Here is a 20398-nt window from a genome sequence, read left to right as displayed (position 1 = left end):
GGGCCATGAGTGCCGGTGTCGGTGCTCGCCGGTACCCTTCTGTGCGTGGCTCTCTACCGGAAGTACCGTCCAGCGACGTTCGCCGAGGTCGTCGGGCAGGAGCACGTCACCGAGCCGTTGAGCGTCGCACTCAACGCAGGTCGGATCAACCACGCATACCTCTTCTCGGGCCCTCGTGGCTGCGGTAAGACGTCGTCCGCCCGTATTCTCGCGCGGTCTCTCAACTGCGCCGAAGGGCCCACGTCGACGCCGTGCGGCGTCTGCAGTTCGTGTGTCGCTCTCGCCCCGGGTGGGCCGGGCAACCTCGACGTCGTCGAGATGGACGCGGCCAGCCACGGAGGCGTCGACGACGCTCGTGATCTCCGAGACAAGGCCGTGTACGCCCCGGCCGAGTCACGCTACGTCATCTTCATCATCGACGAGGCGCACATGGTCACGACGGCTGGCTTCAACGCCTTGCTGAAGGTCGTCGAGGAGCCGCCGGAGCATCTGGTCTTCATCTTCGCGACCACCGAGCCGGAGAAGGTGCTGCCGACCATTCGGTCCAGGACGCACCACTACCCGTTCCGACTGCTGCCGCCGTCGACCATGCGCGGTTTGCTCGAGAAGATCACGACGCAGGAATCCGTTCCGGTCGAGGATCCGGTGTATCCGCTGGTCATTCGTGCCGGCGGTGGGTCGCCGCGTGACTCGCTCAGCGTGCTCGATCAGCTGCTGGCAGGCGCCGGGCCCGAGGGCGTCACGTATCCGCGCGCGCTGTCGCTGCTCGGCGTCACCGACGTCGCTCTGATCGACGAAGCCGTCGACGCCCTGGCCGTCGGTGACGGTGCGTCGCTGTTCGGCACGATCGACAAGGTCGTCGACGCGGGGCACGATCCGCGACGGTTCGCGACCGATCTTCTCGAGCGTCTCCGCGACCTGATTCTCATGCGCGCGGTTCCCGACGCGGGGGAGCGTGGTCTCGTCGACGTCCCCGGCGACGTGTTGGAACGTCTGAAGGACGAATCCGAACGCATCGGTTCGGCGACCCTCGCCCGCTACGCGGAGATCGTGCACGCCGGACTCGGCGAGATGCGCGGCGCCACGGCGCCACGGCTTCTGCTCGAAGTCATGTGTGCGCGCATGCTTCTGCCGTCGGCGTCCGACGCGGAATCGGCTGTGCTGCAACGGTTGGAACGTCTCGAGCGTCGTCTCGACGTGACTCTGCCCGCCGGTGAGCAGGCAGCCGTACAGCAGGCAACGACGCGTCGCCCGATCGAATCGGCACCCGCGCCTGCTGCCCCGGCCGACGAGGTCGCGCCGAAGTTCGTTCGGCCGTCGCAACGTGCGGCTGCCGAGGCTGCCGCCGCAGCACCCGCGGCCCCTCCTGCACCCGTAACTCCGCCAGAACCCGCGGCCCCTCCAGCACCCGCGGCCCCTCCAGCGCCCGCGGCCCCTCCTGCAGTCATTGTGCCGACTCCCGAGCCCGCGCCCGTCCCCGAACCGGAGCCGACGCCCCAACCGGAGCCGACGCCGGAACCGGCACCCGTGCCGCGACCCACTCCGCAACCCGAGCCCGAACCGCAGCCCGAACCCGAGCCGACGCCGCAGCCGGATCCCGTTCCGCCACCGCTGTCGACGCAGGAGCCGGCGTACGAGCCTGAACCTGAGCCCGAACCGGAGCCCGAGCCCGCCCCGGTCGGGTCGACCGCACCCGACGCCGCCGCAGTACGTGCGGTGTGGTCCGAGGTGCGAGCCAAGGTGCGTGAACGCAGCCGCACCGTCGAGGTCATGCTGTCCGGCGCGTCGGTGCGTGCGGTCGAAGCGGATTCCATCACGCTCGGCCACGACTCAGCGCCGCTCGCGAAGCGACTGCAGGAGCCGCGCAACGCCGACGTCATCCGCGACGCGCTACGTGACGTCTTCGGCGTCGACTGGGCGGTGACGTGCGTCGTCGGAGCTGCGGTTCCGGTGGAGGAAGCACCCGTTGCGAAAGCGGCACCCGAGCCGCCGAAGTCCGCGCCCACCAAGTTCTCGCGGCCGAGCCAGAGCAGGCCCGCGTCCGATGATGCACGGTCCGGTTCGGGTGGTGGCGACTACGACGACATTCCCCCGCCCGAGGCGCCGGACTACCCCGACGACCCCGAACCTCCGGGGCCTCCGCCGCCGGAGACACCCGAAGACGAGGAAGAGCTGCTCAAGGCTGCAGCCGAACCCGCCGACCCGACGATCCGACGCGACCCCGAGACCGTCGCGATGGAATTGCTGCAGGCCGAACTGGGTGCCACACCTCTGAAGGAGTAGTGATGCCCAGGCGCTGGAGCTGGCACCCTTTCTGGCGACCTACCACCCCTGTTCGGACCTGATCAGGGGTGCTAGCTCAGCAATATGGGTGCTGGCTCCCCGAAATGGGTCCTAGCTCAGCACAAGGATGCTCGCGGACCCAGCACGAAAGCGCGCGTTCACGCCGGTTCGATGTCGTCGGGATCGACGAACACGAGGCGACCGTCGTCGAGTGCGACGGCATAACGATGCGCGACGGCCCACGTCCTCAGACCCGCAACCGCGGACAGGTCGCCGAAGTCCTCCTTGACGACACCCGATTCCATGGGCCGCTGGTCGCGCGACGCCTTCGAATCGGCGCTGTAGCGCACCTTGACGCGCGAGCCGACCGCGAACGGCTGCTGGGTGTCCATGGACATCATCTCCTGCTTTCTCGATGCCCCCCGCGTCGAACCTGTCGTCTACCCTCCCACGCGCGAACTCAAACGATTGCACCGGTCACGGACAACGCTCGTTTCGGTCCTTCATCAGTGCTTGAAACCCGTTCTACTGTGGTAGCAGCCGAGGTGTATTCCTCGTGTCCTGCGGTGCCCCGGTGCCGCCGAGTCGAGCAGGTGAAAGGAAGCGCACGCTGTGTCCACAGAGGCGTTCATTTACGAAGCCATCCGCACCCCACGCGGTAAGGGGAAGAACGGATCACTGCATTCGGTCAAGCCGATCTCGCTGGTCACCGGCCTGATCGACGAACTACGTCGCCGGTTCCCGGACCTCGACGAGAACCGCATCTCCGATCTCATCCTCGGAGTCGTCTCGCCCGTCGGCGATCAGGGCGCCGACATCGCGCGGACCGCTGTCCTCGAAGCGAAGATGCCGGATACCGTCGGCGGATTCCAGCTCAACCGTTTCTGCGCGTCGGGCCTCGAAGCGGTCAACCTGGCTGCTCAGAAGGTGCGGTCCGGCTGGGACGAGGTCGTCATCGCCGGTGGCGTCGAGTCGATGTCTCGCGTTCCGATGGGTAGTGACGGCGGCGCCTGGGCGATGGACCCGGCCACTAACTACGACACGTACTTCGTACCGCAGGGCATCGGTGCCGATCTGATCGCGACGATCGAGGGGTTCAGCCGCGAAGACGTCGACGCCTACGCCGTGCAGTCGCAGGAACGCGCCGCTGCGGCATGGTCGGGTGGCTACTTCGCCAAGTCGGTCGTCCCGGTCAAGGACCAGAACGGCCTGCTGATCCTCGATCAGGACGAGCACATGCGTCCCGGCACGACCCTCGAATCGCTCGGCAAGCTCAACCCGGCGTTCACCGGCGTCGCCCAGATGGGCGGCTTCGACGACGTCGCGCTGCAGAAGTATCACTGGGTCGAGAAGATCAACCATGTCCACACCGGCGGTAACAGCTCGGGCATCGTCGACGGGGCAGCACTCGTGCTCGTCGGAAGCGAGCAGGCAGGCAAGGATCTGAACATGGTCCCGCGTGCGCGTGTCGTCGCGACCGCCACGTCCGGAGCCGACACGACGATCATGCTGACCGGCCCGACCCCCGCGTCGAAGAAAGTTCTCGCGACCGCGGGATTGACCGTCGACGACATCGACCTGTTCGAGCTGAACGAGGCGTTCGCGTCCGTCGTTCTGCGCTTCCAGAAGGATCTGCAGATCCCGAACGAGAAGCTCAACGTCAACGGTGGCGCCATCGCGATGGGCCACCCGCTCGGCGCGACGGGCGCCATGATCACCGGAACCGTGCTCGACGAGCTCGAGCGCCGCGGCGGTCGGTACGCCCTCATCACCCTGTGCATCGGCGGCGGCATGGGCGTCGCAACCATCATCGAGCGAGTCTGAGGTAAATACCATGAGCGAGAACATGATTCAGTGGGAACAGGACTCCGACGGCATCGTCGTGCTCACGATGGACGACCCCAACCAGGGCGCCAACACGATGAACCAGCTGTACAAGGATTCGATGGGAGCCACCGTCGATCGGCTGGAGAAGGAAGTCGACTCGATCACCGGCGTCGTCATCACGTCCGCCAAGAAGACGTTCTTCGCCGGCGGTGACCTGAACAACCTGATCCAGGCGAAGCCGGAAGACGCCCAGCAGGTGTTCGACGAGGTGCAGGGCATCAAGGCGCAGCTGCGTCGGCTCGAAAAGCTCGGCAAGCCCGTCGTCTCGGCGATCAACGGCGCCGCGCTCGGCGGCGGTCTCGAGATCGCGCTCGCGACGCATCACCGCATCGCGGCGAAGGTGTCGGGTGTGCAGCTCGGTCTGCCCGAGGTGTCGCTCGGCCTGCTTCCCGGCGGCGGTGGCGTCACACGCATCACCCGTCTGCTCGGCATCCAGAACGGATTCATGACCGTCCTCGCGCAGGGCACACGGTTCCGTCCGGAGAAGGCATTGGAAATCGGGCTCGTCCACGAGCTCGTCGACACCATCGACGAGTTGGTGCCCGCGGCGAAGGCGTGGATCAAGGCCAACCCCGAGGGCGGCGTCGCGCCGTGGGACGTCAAGGGCTACAAGATCCCGGGTGGAACGCCGTCGAACCCGAAGCTCGCCGCGGTGCTGCCCGCGTTCCCGTCGAACCTGCGCAAGCAGATCAAGGGTGCGCCGATGCCCGCGCCGCGCGCGATCCTCGCGGCCGCCGTCGAAGGCTCCCAGGTGGACTTCGACAACGCGTCGACCATCGAGTCCCGCTACTTCACCGAGCTCGTGACCGGGCAGGTCTCGAAGAACATGATTCAGGCGTTCTTCTTCGATCTGCAGGCCATCAACTCGGGCAAGTCTCGTCCGGACGGCATCGAGAAGACGACGTTCTCCAAGGTCGCCGTGCTGGGTGCAGGCATGATGGGCGCCGGCATCGCCTACGTGTGCGCCAAGGCCGGCATCGACGTCGTGCTCAAGGACGTCAGCATCGAGGCCGCGCAGAAGGGCAAGGCCTACTCCGAGGGCATCGAGGCCAAGGCCCTCTCGCGTGGCAAGACGACGCAGGAGAAGTCCGACGCGCTGCTCGCACGCATCCATCCGACGGCCGATCCGCAGGACACTGCGGGTGCCGACCTCGTCATCGAAGCTGTCTTCGAGTCCGAGGAACTGAAGCAGAAGGTGTTCCAGGAGATCGAGGACATCGTCGAACCGACGGCGTTGCTCGGATCCAACACCTCGACGCTGCCGATCACGTCGCTCGCGACGGGTGTGAAGCGGCAGGAAGATTTCATCGGTATCCACTTCTTCTCGCCCGTCGACAAAATGCCGCTCGTGGAGATCATTCGCGGCGAGAAGACGTCGGATGCGGCGTTGGCGAAGGCCTTCGACCTGGTCCAGGCCATCAAGAAGACGCCGATCGTCGTCAACGACAGCCGCGGATTCTTCACCTCGCGCGTCATCGGCACCTTCATCAACGAGGCCATCGCGATGCTCGGTGAGGGCGTCGAGCCGTCGACCATCGAGCAGGCAGGTCTGCAGGCCGGCTACCCGGCTGCGCCGCTGCAGCTCTCGGACGAGTTGACGCTGACGCTCATGCAGAAGATCCGCAAGGAGACGTACGACGCGCTCGTCGCAGCAGGTCAGACGCCGCCCGAGGATCCTGCGGGTGCCGTCATCGACAAGATGGTCGACGAGTTCGAGCGGCCGTCGAAGGCCAAGGGCGCCGGGTTCTACGAGTACGCCGACGGCAAGCGCACCGGCCTGTGGCCCGGACTGCGTGACGCGTTCAAGTCCGGCACGGCGGAGATCCCGTTCGAGGACCTCATCGAGCGCATGCTGTTCATCGAGGCCATCGAGACGCAGAAGTGCTTCGACGAAGGTGTTCTGACGACGACGGCCGACGCCAACATCGGCTCGATCTTCGGCATCGGCTACCCGGCGTGGACCGGTGGCGTGCACCAGTACATCGTCGGCTACAAGGGTGGCCAGGCCGGATTCGTCGAGCGTGCGGACGAGCTCGCGGCGAAGTACGGCCCGCGGTTCCAGGCGCCGAACTCCCTACGGTCGTAGGCGGCTGACGCCGCACGTGAGTGCGAATGTACAGCCCGCTGTACATTCGCACTCACGAGTCGCGGTACGCGACCAACCGCTCCGCGCAATCGGTGAACTGCTGCTGCATCAACCGGCATGCCTCGTCGACGTCGGACGCCTTCAGCGCCGCGATCAGTTGCTTGTGACTGCGGACCGCTTCGCGTCCCCAGTCCAGGTCGACGGCGTACAGCCTGGTCGGGGTGTAGCGCGTCGCGTTGTTCAGGAACCACGCGAGCTTGCTGGCCTCCGCGAGCCGGTTGAGCACGCGGTGGAATTCGAACTCGGCGATCTCGACCTCGTTCGGCTGACTCTTCTCGACCGCGTCGGACAGCTCGGCGTTGAACTTCTCCAGCTCGGCGATCACGTCGGGTGTGATCCGGGGAGCCGCGCGTCGGACCAACTCGACGGCGATCTGGCCCTGCAACCAGAAGATGTCGACGATGTCGTCGGGCGTCAACGGCGACACGCCGTAGCCACGATGCGGTACCAGTTCGACCATGCCTTCGCCGCGCAGCGTCAGCAGTGCCTCGCGCACCGGCGTGACGCTCACGCCCAGCTCGGCGGCTGTCTCGTCGAGCCGGATGAAGTCACCGGGCCGGATCTCGCCCGACATGACGACATGCCGAACATGGTTGGCGACGTCCTCGGACAGCTGCGGTCGTCGACGCAGCGCGGACACGCCTGGAGTCGCAGTTCGACGTCTCTCGGCCATCGCGCTAGCCAATCACATCGCGGGCTTGGAACGAACGAGGGTCCGCGCGATCGGCTCGACGACTCGCGCAGCAACCGGACCCAGAACCGCCATGAGCAGCACATATGCGGTAGCCAGCGCGGCCAGTTCGCCTTCGACGGCTCCCGCGGACACTGCGAGACCTGCGATGACGATCGAGAACTCACCGCGCGCGACCAGCGCCGCGCCTGCGCGAAGACGTCCAGGCCTCCCGATGCCCTGACGCCCGGCCGCCCACGCGCCGGTGATCATCTTCGTCGCAGTCGTCACGGCGGCCAGCAGGATGGCCCAGCCCAGGACCGGGGGAACGGTCGCCGGGTCGGTGCTCAGCCCGAAGACGACGAAGAACATCGCGGCAAACAGGTCTCGCAGCGGCTCGAGGACGCGGGTCGCGTTGTCGGCCGTCGACCCTGAAATTGCGATTCCCAGCAGGAACGCGCCGACAGCAGCCGACACCTGCAGTTCCGACGCGATGCCCGCGACGAGCAACGCGGATCCGAGGACTTTGAGAAGTACGACCTCGCGATCGGGACTGTCGACGATCGCCGAGACGATGCTGCCGTACCGCAGCGCGACGACCAGGACGATCGTGATGACGAGCAGCGATACGCCGAGCGCTTCGAGACCGCCGAGGAAGCTGACACCGCTGAGGACGGCAGTCAGAATCGGCAGGTAGACGGCCATCGCGAGGTCCTCGAACACGAGAATCGACAGCACGACGGGTGTCTCGCGGTTGCCGAGCCTGCCCAGGTCGGTCAGTACTTTCGCGACGATTCCCGACGACGAGATGTACGTGACGCCCCCGAGCACGAGCGCGCCGACGCCTCCCCACCCGAGCAGCAGGGCCGCGACAGCTCCCGGCACGAAATTGAGAACCAGGTCGACGAGACCGGCCAACCAGGATCTGCGCAGCCCGGTGACGAGTTCGGTGGCGGTGTATTCGAGCCCGAGCAGCAGGAGCAGCAGGATGACGCCGATCTCGCTGGCGATTTCGCTGAACTCGTCGATGCCCGCGAGGTTGACGAATCCGCCGTTGCCGAAGCACAGCCCACCGAGCAGGTAGAACGGGATCGGAGACACGCCGATCTTGCCTGCGAGTCGCGCGAGGAGGCCGAGCGCGAAGAACACCGCGCCGAGTTCGGTGAGGGCGAGCGCGCTCTCGGCCATTGGCTCAGCCCGTCGTCTCTCAGGCTTTGCCGAGAAGCCTGGATGCAGCGTCGAGTCCGTCGGCGGTACCGACGGCGACGAGCAGATCTCCGGAGGTGAGCGTGAAATCAGGAGTGGGCGACGGCTGCACTTGACCTGCGCGCATGACCGCGACGACCGACACACCTGTCTTGGTGCGCATCATCGTGTCGCCGAGGGTTCGGCCGTCGAATCGCGAGCCTTCCCGAATGGGTAGCTGCCGCGTGTTGATGCCGGGAAGGTCTCGATGGTCTTCCCCGAGCTGGGCAATGAGTTGCGGCGTGCCGAGCAGATTGCCCAGCGCCGCCGCTTCCTCATTGCTCAAGGTGATGGACGCCTGTGTTGCGTCGGGGTCATCCTTGCGCGAGACGATGAGTTCGTTCGCGCCGTCCTTACGGGTGATGACCCCGATGCGGCGCCCGGATGCGAGGGCGAAATCTTTCCGCACCCCGATCCCGGGCAGCAGAGTCACTTCGACGTTCATGGGCAAATGCTAACCCCGCGGAATGTGACCTGCGCCTCCTCGTGTGTCGATCAGGATGCGACGGCAGCCAGCAGCGCTTCACGCTGGTTAGCGCCGAGGCCGCCGATGCGGCGGGTGTCTGCGATCGCCAGCTGCTCGAGCAGCTGTGCGGCGCGCACCGAACCGACACCCGGCAGGGCCTTGATCAGGGCCGACACCTTGGTCTTCTTGACGATTTCGTCGTTCTCGGCCTTTGCGAGAACGTCAGCAACGCTGAGCTCGCCGGACTTGACGGCGGCCAGCAGCTTCGACCGGGCAGTGCGTGCCTCGGCCGCCTTGGCCAGAGCCGCAGTGCGCTGTTCCGGTGTCAATACTGGTAAAGCCATGGCCTTATCTCCTCGATAGTGGTGACCCGTCGCTCGCTGACATGGTCTACGACCTTCTTGCATCGTGCCTGGTGGCTCCGACAATGTATCGGAACAACACGCGTGTCATTCCCCGTGAGCCACCGTTCCTTCCCCGTCAGGCTACGTGCTCTGCGTTTCGGGGTGTGCCCCGACCAGCAGTTGGACCGGGAGTGCAGCCCGCGGAACGACCCGAGTGCACGGCCCGATGGGCCTGCCATCATGTCATCGCGGTTCCGCGGAGGCCAACAGCCATCGGTCTCCGTCACGCTCCAGCCTCACCAGCATGCGTGACGAATCGGTGCGGCCGTCGGGCGCGGTGAGATTGCGCACCGACTGGTCGAGAAAGAGGGCGACGACGGCGTGCTCGGAACTCAGTTCGACGACTCCGGCACTGGTCACATGCCCTGTGGCCTGTCCCTGGCCTTGGCTGAGCAACCCCGTCAGTTTGTCGGACACGTTCCGATAGGAACTCGCGAAATCGGCGGTCGACGACGACGTCACCGCGTCCAGATTCGCCGTCGGATCCGCGTAGTCGTACGTGGCGAGTTGCTCGGTGTACTGCGTCGCCGACGCCACGGCCGTCGACCGCAGCTCGTCCATCGTGCGGTTCTGCACGACGAGGTAGCCCAGCACGGCGACGGCCGCAACGAGCGTCGTGGCGATCATCGCGGCGACGATCCTTCGCAGCGTCATTCGGACACTCCTTCCAGAAGTCTCTTCCAATAGTCGAGCGCCTCGACGCCCGTCGGGATCAGCAGTGGGTCGTCGGCGATCGGTGGGCCGGTGACGTTGCCGGGCTGCGTGGCGTCGCCTGCGCCGAGGTCGTTCGGTCGGGGTGCGTTCGCAGAGCCGCGCCCTGCCAGGTCGGGGCCGGGTGGGCAGTAGAGGTTCAGGTTCGGCTCGCGTGGTGACTCGTCGCCGACGCTGCGGCGTGGGGTGTCGTACCAGCAGACCGGCCCCTGGGTGGCGACGAGCGTGAAGTCCCCGCGGTCGCCGTGCACGATGGACGTCAACTTGCCGAGCGTCGTCGGCATCGCGTCGAGCAGCGCCGTCGTCGCGGGTGTGCGATCGGCGAGCACGCCTGTCACGGAGACGAGGTTCGTGAGCAGGGCGCCGAAGGTCCCCCTCGTGTCGTCGAGCAGCACCTGCGTCCTGGTCAGCGCGTCCGGCGACCGGTCCAGGAGGTAGATCAAGGACGGCTCCTGGGCGCGCAGTTGTCCGGTGATGTCTCGCACGGCCGCGGCGGATCCGGGCAGACCGTCCGCCCGGGAGGCGACGGCGTCGAGCATCGGAAGTCCGGCGTCGACGATGTTCGCCAGGGCAGGCGCCTGTTCCTCGAGCATGCGGGACAGGGTGTCGACGTCGTCGAGCAGTCGACGCAGTGCAGGACCGGTCCCGTCGAGCGCGGTGCCGAACGTCTCGCCGAGTGTCGTGATCGAGTCGGGATCGATGGATTCGACGAGACTCGACATCTCCACGAGCAGGTCGCCGAGCTCCCTCGGCTGGTCTTCGGGTCGCACCACGAGAGCGCCGCCGTCGGCCAGGTACGGTCCGGCGTCCGTCGTCGGGACGATGTCGAGGGTCCGGATGCCGAGTGCACTGGCGTCGGTCACCTTCGCGGTCGATCCCACGGGAACCCGCGTGTCCGGGTCGAGTCCGATCGCGAGCTCGACGCCGGTGTCGGTGACGGTGATGTCGGTAATTTCGCCTACCGCGACACCCCGGTACGTCACGCCCGCTCCGACACCGAGGTTCATGGCGTCGGGCATCGTCGCGGTCACCGCGATCGAACTCCGGAGGAGGTGGGGCCCCACCACGTAGTGGGTGCCGACCAGTACCGCGACGACCGAGGTGACAGCGAAGAGCGCCAATTGAATGCGCACCGTACGCCTCATCGAGGACCCTCCGGGACGAGTAGTTGTTCGAGCGTCGCCGGCACATCGGCGACGCGTCCGCCCGTCATCAGTTCGCCGACCGTCTCCGGAAGGTCGAGAGCACCGTCGAAAACGAGGTAGTCGCCGTGTACCGCGCCGTCGAACCCCTCGATGAACTGGTTCATGTTGTCGAGCGTCGGCGTGACCGAGTCGTTGAATCCTTGGATCGATGCGAGAAGAACCGCAAGATCGTCGACGCCCGAGGCCAATCGATCGGTATTGTCGCCGAGCAGTTCTCGTGCATTCTCCGCGAGCGACGACGTCGTGGTGATCAGTGACGATATCCGGTCTCGTTGACGGACGAGCAGGTCCATCGTCGGGGCGGCGACGGCCAGACCTGCATCGAGGGTGGCGCGATTGTCGGCGAGCGCGGCGGACACCGCACCGGCAGCGATCAGCACTCGATCGAATTCGGCTTGCTGCGCATCGGCCTTCGCGAGGAGTGCGTCGGCGCTGTGCATCAGTTCGCGGATCTCGGGGCCACGTCCGCCGAACGCGTCGTTCATCTCGGTCACGATGCCCTGCAGTTGGTCGATGCCGCTGCCGTTCAGTACCAATCCCAGTGTGGCCAGCGAATTCTCGAGCTCCGGGCCGATTCCGGTGTTCTCGATGACGTCGCCGTCGACCAGGATCGTGGACGACGGATCGGCAGGCACCTCCAAGCGGACGTACGGCTCACCCAATGCGGACGGAAGCTCCAGCGACGCGGTGACGTCGGCAGGCAGCGGAGTCGACGCCTCGAGGCTGAGTCCGACCTGGGCGCCACGTCCGTCCGTCGTCAGGTCGTGGACGCGTCCGACGAGATGCTGTCCGACGCGCACCTCGGTCCCGAGTCGGATGCGGTCGGCGCGAGGGAATTCGGCCGTCACGAGGTAGTCGTTGCCGTCGGCGGAGCGGCCGATCGGAAGCTCACCGAGACCGAGGCTGCAGCCCGACAGCAGAAGGGCAGTGCAGCAGAGCAGTACGAGGCGCGTCATCGTCCTCCCGTCATCAACTGGGCGAGGCCGAGCGGATCGGACGTGCTGATGGGCACCGGAACCGGGTTGGTCAGTCCGGCGCCGGTGCAGATCGGCAACGCGAGATCTCTGCAGAGCGGCGCCGCCGCGGCGAACTGGTCCAAATCGGTGGAGATGTTCAGGCGGATGCGGGCGCGTTCGTCGTCGCCGATGGTGTTGCCGATGTTCTGCATCGTCAGTGGCAGCAGGTCGAGGAATTCGGCGAATTGCGCTTCGTGCGCGGCGAACCGGCCGGTGAGGTCGCGAGTGTTCGCGAGGACCGCTCGAAGGTCTTGTCCGCGGTCGGCGAGCAGGACGTCGAGTCGGTCGAACATGCTGCGCAACTGGGCAATCGGCGTGCCGATGTCGATGTCCTCGGACGCGAGCTGGCGTCCGAGCAGATCGAGCGAGTCGGTAACAGAGGTCAGGGCGCCCTCGCGTGATGCAAGCGCGGCGACGAGAGTGTTCAGATTCTCGATGAGCGCACCGATCTGATCGCTGTTTCCTCCGACGACCGCGGTCGCCTGAGAAATGTCGCGTATCGCGTCGTTGATCGCGGGACCGAGGCCTGCCGTTCCGTCGGCGACGATGTCGAGGGCGGACCCGACGTCGCCGCCGTCGGGGCCGAGCGCGCCTGCGAGTGTCGTGACGCTCGCCATCAGCTGATCCCAGTTGATGGGCGCGTGGCTCCGTTCGACAGGAATGATGGTGTCGCCCAGCGTCGGTCCGCCTCGGTATGCCGGTCCCAGTTCGACGAAGCGATCGCTGACGACGGACGGGTTCATGACGTAGGCCTGCGCGTCGGCCGGGATGTCGACGCCCGACACCGACATGGTGACCCGCACACTCGTCCCCTGCGGCTCGACGGCGTCGACCGTCCCGACGGGAACGCCGAGCACCTGTACCGGGCTTCCGGGATAGATTCCGTCGATGTAGGCGAAATCGGCTGTGACGGTGGTGGAATGGTCCGTCGATATCACGAACCAACCGCCGCAGGCCACGACGGTCAGGAGCACGAACAGAGCCACGTACCTCATCCGGTGCACCCCGTCATCACACCGAGTGCACACAGCAGATTGTCCGGAACCGGGCCGGCGGGGGCGGACACGTCGACCCAGTTGCCGTTGCCGGTGGCGTCGGTGACCGCGCGGAGACCCGCGGGCAGTGTGGACATCAGGGCGTCGATGTTCTGTCCGTTGCGCTCGAGTGTGTCGGTCACGGAGCGCATGTCGATCAGCACATCGTCGAGTTCGGCGGTGTTGTCGTTCAGGAACGCCTCGGCCGACGCGGTGAGTGTACGCAGGTCGGTCACCAACTGGCTCACGGCTGCTCGACGGTCCGCCAGAATGCCGAGAACGGTCCGTGCGTTTCCGAGAAGCACTGCGAGCGAGTCGCTTTCCGCGGCCACGGCCGTCGACAGGGACTGCGACGCATCGAGAAGCCCTGCGATCTGCTCGTCGTTCCTGGCCAACATGGCCGACGCGGTGCTGACCCCGGTCAACGCGTCGGCGACGATCGTCGTGTCGGTCGGGGTGACGTCCCGCAGCGTCGCCACCATCTGCTCCAGCGCCGGGACGTCCAGTTCGTCGGCGGCGTTCGTGGTGGCGGTCCCGATCTCGTCGAGCGAATACGGCACGATGGTTCGAGCCAACGGGATGGTGTCGATGGAACCTGTTCCGTCGGGGATGATCTCGAGATACCGCTTACCGAGAATGGTGCGCAGCTTGATCGCCGCCTGAGTGCGATCACCCAATGGTCGGCTGCGGTCGAGCCTGAAGTGCACCTCCACGTGGTCACCTGCGATGTCGACGCTGTCGACACGTCCGGCGGGAACGCCCGCCACGTAGACAGGGTCCGATTCGGTGAGACCGCCTGCGTTCTCGAACTGAGCGCTGTAACCGGTGGTGCGAAAGACGTACCAGCCGTGCGGAATCACGATGGCGGCGATCAACAACAGCGCTACGAGTGCGATGCCGGTGACCCCTAGTCTCACCGTCGTCATCGGCATATCTCCGTGTGTGTTCCACCGAAGATGTTAGCCTCGGCGTCCCCGGCCTTCAGAATGAAGTTGCAGGTGTACAGGTTGAGCCAGCCGCCGTAGTCGCCGAGATGATTGATCGCCGACGCCAGTTCCGGCAACAGGGTCATCGTGCGGTCGAAGTTCGAGGTGTTCGGAATCCACGAATCGGTCGTGGCGTTCGCGTCCGACAGCGCAGCGTCGAGAGGGTCGACAGCGTGAGTCGTCAAGACCGACAGCGACCGCACCGCGTCCGATCCGTCGTCGAGAAGCGTCTCGAGCTGGTCTCCCTGCTGTGCGACGGTGCTGCTCATGTCGGTCAGGCCTCCGATCACGCGAGTGATGTCGTCACGATGCGAATCCATCGTCGTAACAACGGAACTCAGATCGGTGATCAGGTCGGTCAGCACCTGCTCGTTGTTCGCCAACCCCCGGGTGACCGACGCGACATGCCGCAGCAGGGAGTCGATCGTTCCCGCTTCACCTTCGAACGCGTCGATGATCGAACGCGCCAGCGCGTTGACCTGGTCGGGATCGACCGCGGCGAACAACGGCTCGAATCCGTTCACCAGAGCCGTGAGGTCCACCGGGGGCGTCGTACGTTCGAGAGGGATGGTTCCGCCGTCCGGCAAGGCGCCGGACGGTTCGGTAGGTGGGTCGAGTGCGAGATATCGGGCGCCCAGCATGTCGCCGTATCGAATGGCCGCGGTGATGTTCTGCGGTACCGCCACTGCCTTCTGCACCGAGAAACGCACGACTGCGGTGCTGCGGTCCGCGGCGGTCGTGAAATCGACGTCGTCGACCCGTCCGACGCGTACTCCTGCCAGGGTGACGTCGTTGCCGTCACGTAAGCCTTCGACTCCGCTGAATTCGGCTGTGTACGAGACGGTGTCGCCGGGCACGGGAACACTGAGCGTGTCGACGACGACGATCGCCGACACCACACCCGCCACGGCGAACGCGGCGAGCTGCACCAGCGGTGTGCGAACGGAGGTCATCGAATCGTCACCTCGGTGCCCTGCAGGACCGGTGCGAGCAGCATCGTGCTGGCAGGGTTCAACGGGAGGGGAGCACCGACGGCTGCGTCCTGCACGGTGGAGAGTGCGCACGCGCGGCTGTCGAGGCCGGGATAACGAGGGCAGTCGGCCGCCGTGTACGGCAGGGGATCGGAGAAGTCGGGCACCGCGGTGATGTCGAATCGACCGCTCGCGAAGATTCGGGCTCCGGCTGCGCCGAACGGCTCGAGCATGTCGAGTGTCGCCGCGAGCCCATCGGCGTTGTCCGACAACGTCTCCAGAACCGTTGCACCGCGCTGGACCACGGTGATCGTGGTGGAAGTGTTGTCCCGTGCCACGGCATCGGCCGACGCGGCCAGGCCGGCGGCATTGGTCAGCAGAGCGTCGAATCCGTCGGCGCGGTCCAGCGTCGTCTGCGACAACGCGGTGGCTGCGTCGATCGTCGCCAGTACGTCGGGTGTGGCATCGGCGAGGGCTTCGGCCACGTGCCGAACCGACGTGGTGTGATCGAGCGCTGCGGCGATCTGCGGCTGAAGCTGCGCCTCGATGGACGCGACGCGGTCGATCGTCTCGCCCAGACTCCTGCCCCTTCCGTCGAGAGCCGTACCGATGGCGGTGAGCGCAGTCTGCGCCCTGGCCGGCTCCACTCGGTTCAGCAAGCTGGCGACGGTGCGATAGACGTCGGCGAGTTGTACTGCTTCGGCGGATGTGTCGACGTTCAGGGTCGTGCCACCGGTGAGAGGCCGTGACGCCGTGCCGGTGTCGACGAGATCGACGTAGACGTCACCGAACAGGGTTCGCGGCGCGATACGGACGAGCGCCGATGCGGGGACGGTGTCGATCTCGTCGGGGTCGATGCGCATCGTGACGCGAGAACGGTCGGTGCCGCTGTCGATGGCGACGACTCTGCCGACCTGTACACCGCGGTACACGACGCCGATCTCCCCGATCAACAGACCGGCAGATGCCGGAACATCGGCGTACACCTCCGGTGCGCGCTCGAACGCGCCGTCGGCGTACGCGACGGACGCGACCGCCGCGGTCGTCAGCGCCGCCGCGGCCGCGACGCCCCGCATCGCAAGCCCGGTCCGGCTCGGCCCGAGACGTCTCGGCAGCGCAGCGGTCACGAGACACCGAGCCCGGGCACGGTGGGCGCGATTCCCCACAGCACGAACGTCAGGAACACGTCGGTGATGCCGATGGCGAGAATGGAGGTGCGCAACGCGCGCCCGGCTGCGCGCCCGACGCCCTCCGGGCCGCCGGACGCGTGGAAACCGTAGGCGCAGTGGACGAGTGCGACCACGATCGCGAAGACCACGGCCTTGACGACCGAACCGACCATGTCGGCGGGTGTCATCGCGAGATGGAAGTAGTAGTCGTACGTCCCGGCCGAACTGCTGCCGAACGTCACGACGACAAGGCGCGTGGCGACGAACGTCGCGATGAGCCCGACCAGATAGATCGGAACGATGCACACGACGGCCGCGAGCAGGCGCGTCGTCGCGAGGAAGGGAATCGGTCGGACGGCCATCGAATCGAGTGCGTCGATCTCGTCCGAGATCCTCATGGCGCCCAGCTGAGCGGTGAAGCCTGTTCCGACCTTCGCCGCCAGCGCGATACTGGCGATGACCGGCGCCAGCTCTCGAGTGTTCGCGATGGCGGACAGCAAGCCGGACAACGATGTCAGGCCGATCAGGTCGAGACCGCGGTACGTCTCGACGCCGACCATCATCGCCGCGACGGCGGACATGGCGAACACGATGCCGATCGTTCCGCCGCCCGCGAGAAGCGACGCGTATCCGAAACTCACTTCGCCGATGTGCTGAGCGACGTGCCGGTAGTAGCGGCGGAGCGTGAACGGTATCGCGGCGACGGTCTCGGTGTAGAACGTGACGTGCTGACCGAGAACGACGAGTGCGCCGGTGGCGCGATGTCCTTGCCGGCGGAGTCGGACCACACCGTCGTACGGCATCAGTACGTCCCCACTGCCGGAACCGCGACCGAATAGAGCTGGGACAACACGGTATTGACGACGAAGGCGAGGACGAACGCGAGCACGACGGCCTCGTTGACGGCATCGGCGACACCGCTCGGGCCACCCTTGGCGTGCAGACCCTTGAACGACGCGACGAGGGTCGACGTCACCGCGAAGCAGACCGACTTGATCATTGCCATCGTGAAATCCGATACGCGACCGTACTCGCTGAACGTCGCGAGGAACGCGCCTGCCGATTGATCGGCGACGAACACCTGATAGAAGAAGCAGGCACCGACGCCGACGGCCGTGACCATGGCGCAGATCGCGAGTGACACGACAGCCGACGCGATCAACCGCGGTACGACCAGCCGTTCGACGACGTCGAGACCCATCACCTCCATCGCCGCGATCTCCTCGCGGATGGTCCGGGATCCGAGGTCGGCGCAGATCGCCGACCCGGCGACCCCCGCCAGCATCAACGCGCAGACCAGCGCTGCTGCTTGACCGACCACGACGAATGCGACGACGGCGCCGGAATACGCTCCGGCGCCGAGCCTTCCGGCCAACGAGCCGACCGATACCGCGATCAGTACGCCGATGGGCAGCATCAGCAGCAACGCGGGAACGGTGCAGACCCGCGCGACGAAGAGAGCCTGCGTGATCGTTTCCTCGAGCGACAGCCGTCCTCGAACGACGGTCGTGATCGTGCGCTGGATCGCCGTGACCGAGAACGCGACGAGGCCGCCGATCTGGTTCGCCAGGTCGCGTCCCGGACCCCGCGCGACGGGGAGTTCGAAACTCACCGGTTATGCGGGCGTCGGCGAATACGTGTTGCGCAGAGCAACTTTCACGACCTTGCCGCTCGCGTTGCGTGGCAATGCATCGACTGTCACGAGCTCCTTCGGATGTTTGTAGCGCGCGAGGTGGTCGCCGAGCCACGACGACAACTCGTCCAGGCTCAGGTCGGGACCTTCGTCGTTCAGCGCGACGATCGCGACCGGCACCTCACCCCACTTGTCGTCGGGACGTCCGATGACGGCCGCCTCCAGGATGCGTGGGTGGCCGAACAGAACGTTCTCGACCTCGGCGCAATAGATGTTCTCGCCGCCCGAGATGATCATGTCCTTCTTGCGGTCGACGACGAACACGAATCCTTCGTCGTCCTGACGCACGAGATCACCCGAGTGGAACCAGCCGCCGTGGAACGCGTCGGCGGTGGCGTCGGGGTTCTGCCAGTACTCACTCATCAACGTCGGCCCGCGATAGACGATTTCGCCGACGGATCCTGGTTCGACGTCGTTCATGTCGTCGTCGACCACACGGGCGGCGATGGTCGGGATCACGCGGCCCACCGAGCCCAGCTTGCGTAAGGCGTCCTCGCCGTCGAGGACGCAGGTGATGGGTGACATCTCGGTCTGCCCGAACACCGCGACGTTGAGTGCGTCGGGGAAGGTCGCTGCCATGGCCTTCAGGATCGTGTCCGATGCAGGCGCGGCTCCCCACGAAATGACCCGCAGTTTCAGCGATCTGGGGTTGCGCGACTGCTCGGCGCACATGGCCTGCCACTGCACTGGCACGAGGAACAGCGTCGTGACACCCTCGGCGGCGAGCACGTCGAGAAGAGCCGACGGGTCGAACGCGCCCACGGGATAGATCACGGTCGGAACACCGAGTTGCAGGCTCGGTGCCAGGCTGCCGAGCGCGGCGATGTGGAACATCGGTGACGCGCAGAATCCGACCTCGTCGACGCCGTGCATTCGGAGCGCGCGAATACATGTAAGCGCCTGTGCCTGCATGTTCGAGTGGGTCAACACGGCGCCTTTGGGGCGACCGGTCGTACCCGAGGTGTACATGATCAGGGCGGGTGCGTCGTCGGGTACGTCGACGGGTTCGGCGGGCGTGGCGTCGGACAGCAGTGTCTCGTACTCCGTGCCCGTAGTGATCTTCGTGTTCAGCGAATCGACCTGTACGAGAACGGCATCGGACAGCGACGACAACGTGTCGTCGGTGACGAGAACCTTCGCGCCGCTGTTCTGTGCGAGGAAGGCGACCTCGGGCGGTGTCATGCGGAAATTGACCGGCACCGCGAGAGCGCCCAGAGCATTGACGGCGAGAACCGTCTCCAGATACTCGGGGCGGTTGAGCATGAGGATCAAGACGCGATCGCCGTACTCGATGTCGTTGTCGGCCAACACCCGAGCGAACCGTGCGACGCGATCATTCAGGGTGGACCAGGTGATCGATGCTCCTCGGAACCGGAGTGCGACGGCGTCGGGCTGCATGAGCGCGTGGCGTCGGACCTGATTGTTCCAGTTGTTGCGAATGGATCGATGGGGTTCGTCCGAATGGGCGGCCATCGCGCTTCCTCTCCGTCGAGGGTGGATGTGGTGACGAGCGTACCTCTGGCCGGGATGGGCCGAGGGCAAATCGACAACGGTATTTCTGCACCGTGCGGTGCCTCTAAGTTTGCGGTGATTCGCGTTCGAAATCGGGTCGGCGATGCTCGAGCACGGCAGCGATGCCTTCGCGGAACTCCGGGGCGGTCAACAGTTCGATCTGGCCCTCACGTTCGCGTTCCAGTGCGTCGTCGAGAAGAGCGAGCGTCGACGCCGTCAAGGCGCGCTTGGTGAGCTCGAGTGCACGCCGTGGCCCGCGGGCCAGGCGTCGGGCGATCTTCTGCACGTGGTTCTCGAGTTCGTTCGCGGGCAGGACCTTGTTGATCAGTCCCGCCGCGGCTGCGTCGGGCGCAGTCATCGGCTCCGCCAACAGCGCCATCGCCGCCGCACGGACGCGACCGATCGCCGCCGGAACGAGGAGGCTGCCGGCGCCGTCGGGCATCAGCGCGACCGTGGTGAACGCCAGCAGAAACGATGCCTCCTCGGCTGCGAAGACGAGATCCGACGCGAGTGCCAGTGATGCTCCGATGCCCGCCGCGACGCCGTTCACCTGCGCAATCACCGGAACAGGGGCATCGATGACCGCGCGGACGAGCGCCGACGCCGTCGCCATCGTGTCCTCCGCGGCGCGCCGCATGTCGTCCGGAGACGTCGGTGTCGACGCGGCCATCTCGGCGATGTCCGCGCCTGTGCTGAATGCGTGTCCGGTGCCCGCGAGGACCACGACGCGGACGTCACCGTCGGGGGTGACGGCAGACAGGGCGTCGACGAGCGCGGTGGCGGTGGGTCCGTCGAGTGCGTTCATGCGGTCCTGTCGGTCGATGCGCAGAGTCAGGACTCCCGCGTCCGACACCGAGTGCAGACCAGTGGCCATCGAATGCTCCTGCCATGAGGTCGGCCGTGCGAATTGCCGCTAACTTAACGCGTTAATTCTGCTGGCTGTCAAGGGTTGACGAAATCGACTACTAGGATGAGGATCGACCGGGTTAGCACACGAGGA

The 20398-nt window shown here is 66.2% G+C and carries 19 protein-coding genes; 3 read left to right on the top strand and 16 right to left on the bottom strand.

Annotated features, from left to right (window positions below; genetic code table 11):
• The first annotated feature begins 45 nt into the window (after nucleotides 1–45).
• Entirely contained in the window at nucleotides 46–2283 is a 2238-nt protein-coding gene (locus tag HQ354_RS06485) for a DNA polymerase III subunit gamma and tau (protein WP_222634386.1), read from the top strand.
• A 158-nt stretch (nucleotides 2284–2441) separates the two neighbouring features.
• Here the strand turns inward: HQ354_RS06485 and HQ354_RS06480 are convergent, their stop codons facing one another.
• Nucleotides 2442–2684: a hypothetical protein gene (locus HQ354_RS06480; protein ID WP_222634387.1), complete on the bottom strand. Its 243-nt coding sequence runs from the start codon at nucleotides 2682–2684 to the stop codon at nucleotides 2442–2444.
• A 211-nt stretch (nucleotides 2685–2895) separates the two neighbouring features.
• Between HQ354_RS06480 and HQ354_RS06475 the strand changes: the two genes are divergently transcribed.
• Both HQ354_RS06475 and HQ354_RS06470 read left to right on the top strand, forming a co-directional pair.
• Nucleotides 2896–4107, top strand: coding sequence for an acetyl-CoA C-acetyltransferase (locus HQ354_RS06475; protein ID WP_068423558.1), 1212 nt, complete (start codon nucleotides 2896–2898; stop codon nucleotides 4105–4107).
• Between the two features lie 10 nt (nucleotides 4108–4117).
• Nucleotides 4118–6256 carry a 3-hydroxyacyl-CoA dehydrogenase NAD-binding domain-containing protein gene (locus HQ354_RS06470; protein WP_068423556.1) on the top strand — a complete coding sequence of 713 codons (2139 nt, stop codon included), beginning with the start codon at nucleotides 4118–4120 and terminating at the stop codon, nucleotides 6254–6256.
• Between the two features lie 52 nt (nucleotides 6257–6308).
• Here HQ354_RS06470 and HQ354_RS06465 read toward each other — a convergent pair whose 3' ends face one another.
• The 15 genes from HQ354_RS06465 to HQ354_RS06395 all read right to left on the bottom strand — a co-directional run bounded on the left by HQ354_RS06465 (nucleotide 6309) and on the right by HQ354_RS06395 (nucleotide 20272).
• A complete protein-coding gene (locus HQ354_RS06465; RefSeq protein ID WP_222634388.1) occupies nucleotides 6309–6989 on the bottom strand; it encodes a GntR family transcriptional regulator in 681 nt (226 codons plus the stop codon).
• A 12-nt stretch (nucleotides 6990–7001) separates the two neighbouring features.
• A complete protein-coding gene (locus tag HQ354_RS06460) occupies nucleotides 7002–8174 on the bottom strand; it encodes a cation:proton antiporter (RefSeq protein ID WP_222634389.1) in 1173 nt (390 codons plus the stop codon).
• A gap of 19 nt (nucleotides 8175–8193) precedes the next feature.
• The gene (locus HQ354_RS06455; RefSeq protein ID WP_114330405.1) at nucleotides 8194–8676 is read right to left on the bottom strand and encodes a cation:proton antiporter regulatory subunit; all 483 of its coding nucleotides are present in this window, start codon (nucleotides 8674–8676) and stop codon (nucleotides 8194–8196) included.
• A gap of 50 nt (nucleotides 8677–8726) precedes the next feature.
• Nucleotides 8727–9041, bottom strand: a complete 315-nt coding sequence (mihF, locus tag HQ354_RS06450) for an integration host factor, actinobacterial type (protein WP_068423548.1) — start codon at nucleotides 9039–9041, stop codon at nucleotides 8727–8729.
• 243 nt (nucleotides 9042–9284) lie between these two features.
• Nucleotides 9285–9755: a hypothetical protein gene (locus HQ354_RS06445; RefSeq protein ID WP_222634390.1), complete on the bottom strand. Its 471-nt coding sequence runs from the start codon at nucleotides 9753–9755 to the stop codon at nucleotides 9285–9287.
• A complete protein-coding gene (locus HQ354_RS06440) occupies nucleotides 9752–10957 on the bottom strand; it encodes an MlaD family protein (protein WP_222634391.1) in 1206 nt (401 codons plus the stop codon). The genes HQ354_RS06445 and HQ354_RS06440 overlap by 4 nt, the downstream gene beginning before the upstream one ends.
• The gene (locus HQ354_RS06435) at nucleotides 10954–11973 is read right to left on the bottom strand and encodes an MCE family protein (RefSeq protein WP_222634392.1); all 1020 of its coding nucleotides are present in this window, start codon (nucleotides 11971–11973) and stop codon (nucleotides 10954–10956) included. The genes HQ354_RS06440 and HQ354_RS06435 overlap by 4 nt, the downstream gene beginning before the upstream one ends.
• Complete coding sequence (locus HQ354_RS06430; RefSeq protein WP_222634393.1) at nucleotides 11970–13028, bottom strand: MCE family protein; 1059 nt, start codon at nucleotides 13026–13028, stop codon at nucleotides 11970–11972. Before HQ354_RS06430 ends, HQ354_RS06435 begins: the two co-directional genes overlap by 4 nt.
• Nucleotides 13025–13993 carry an MCE family protein gene (locus tag HQ354_RS06425; RefSeq protein WP_222634394.1) on the bottom strand — a complete coding sequence of 323 codons (969 nt, stop codon included), beginning with the start codon at nucleotides 13991–13993 and terminating at the stop codon, nucleotides 13025–13027. Before HQ354_RS06425 ends, HQ354_RS06430 begins: the two co-directional genes overlap by 4 nt.
• Complete coding sequence (locus HQ354_RS06420; protein ID WP_222634395.1) at nucleotides 13990–15006, bottom strand: MCE family protein; 1017 nt, start codon at nucleotides 15004–15006, stop codon at nucleotides 13990–13992. Before HQ354_RS06420 ends, HQ354_RS06425 begins: the two co-directional genes overlap by 4 nt.
• A complete protein-coding gene (locus HQ354_RS06415; RefSeq protein ID WP_308115132.1) occupies nucleotides 15003–16151 on the bottom strand; it encodes an MCE family protein in 1149 nt (382 codons plus the stop codon). Before HQ354_RS06415 ends, HQ354_RS06420 begins: the two co-directional genes overlap by 4 nt.
• Nucleotides 16148–16996, bottom strand: a complete 849-nt coding sequence (locus tag HQ354_RS06410; protein WP_068423534.1) for an ABC transporter permease — start codon at nucleotides 16994–16996, stop codon at nucleotides 16148–16150. The genes HQ354_RS06415 and HQ354_RS06410 overlap by 4 nt, the downstream gene beginning before the upstream one ends.
• Nucleotides 16996–17805: an ABC transporter permease gene (locus HQ354_RS06405; RefSeq protein WP_068423533.1), complete on the bottom strand. Its 810-nt coding sequence runs from the start codon at nucleotides 17803–17805 to the stop codon at nucleotides 16996–16998. The genes HQ354_RS06410 and HQ354_RS06405 overlap by 1 nt, the downstream gene beginning before the upstream one ends.
• 3 nt (nucleotides 17806–17808) lie before the next feature.
• On the bottom strand, nucleotides 17809–19359 hold the full coding sequence (gene fadD5 / locus HQ354_RS06400; protein ID WP_222634396.1) for a fatty-acid--CoA ligase FadD5: 1551 nt from the start codon (nucleotides 19357–19359) through the stop codon (nucleotides 17809–17811).
• A 103-nt stretch (nucleotides 19360–19462) separates the two neighbouring features.
• Nucleotides 19463–20272 carry an enoyl-CoA hydratase gene (locus tag HQ354_RS06395; RefSeq protein WP_222634397.1) on the bottom strand — a complete coding sequence of 270 codons (810 nt, stop codon included), beginning with the start codon at nucleotides 20270–20272 and terminating at the stop codon, nucleotides 19463–19465.
• Nucleotides 20273–20398 lie beyond the last annotated feature (126 nt).

The organism is Rhodococcus sp. BP-261 (genome assembly GCF_019835205.1).
GTDB classification, from domain to species: Bacteria; Actinomycetota; Actinomycetes; order Mycobacteriales; family Mycobacteriaceae; genus Rhodococcoides; species Rhodococcoides kyotonensis_B.
This window is presented reverse-complemented; position numbering and strand designations above follow the sequence as displayed.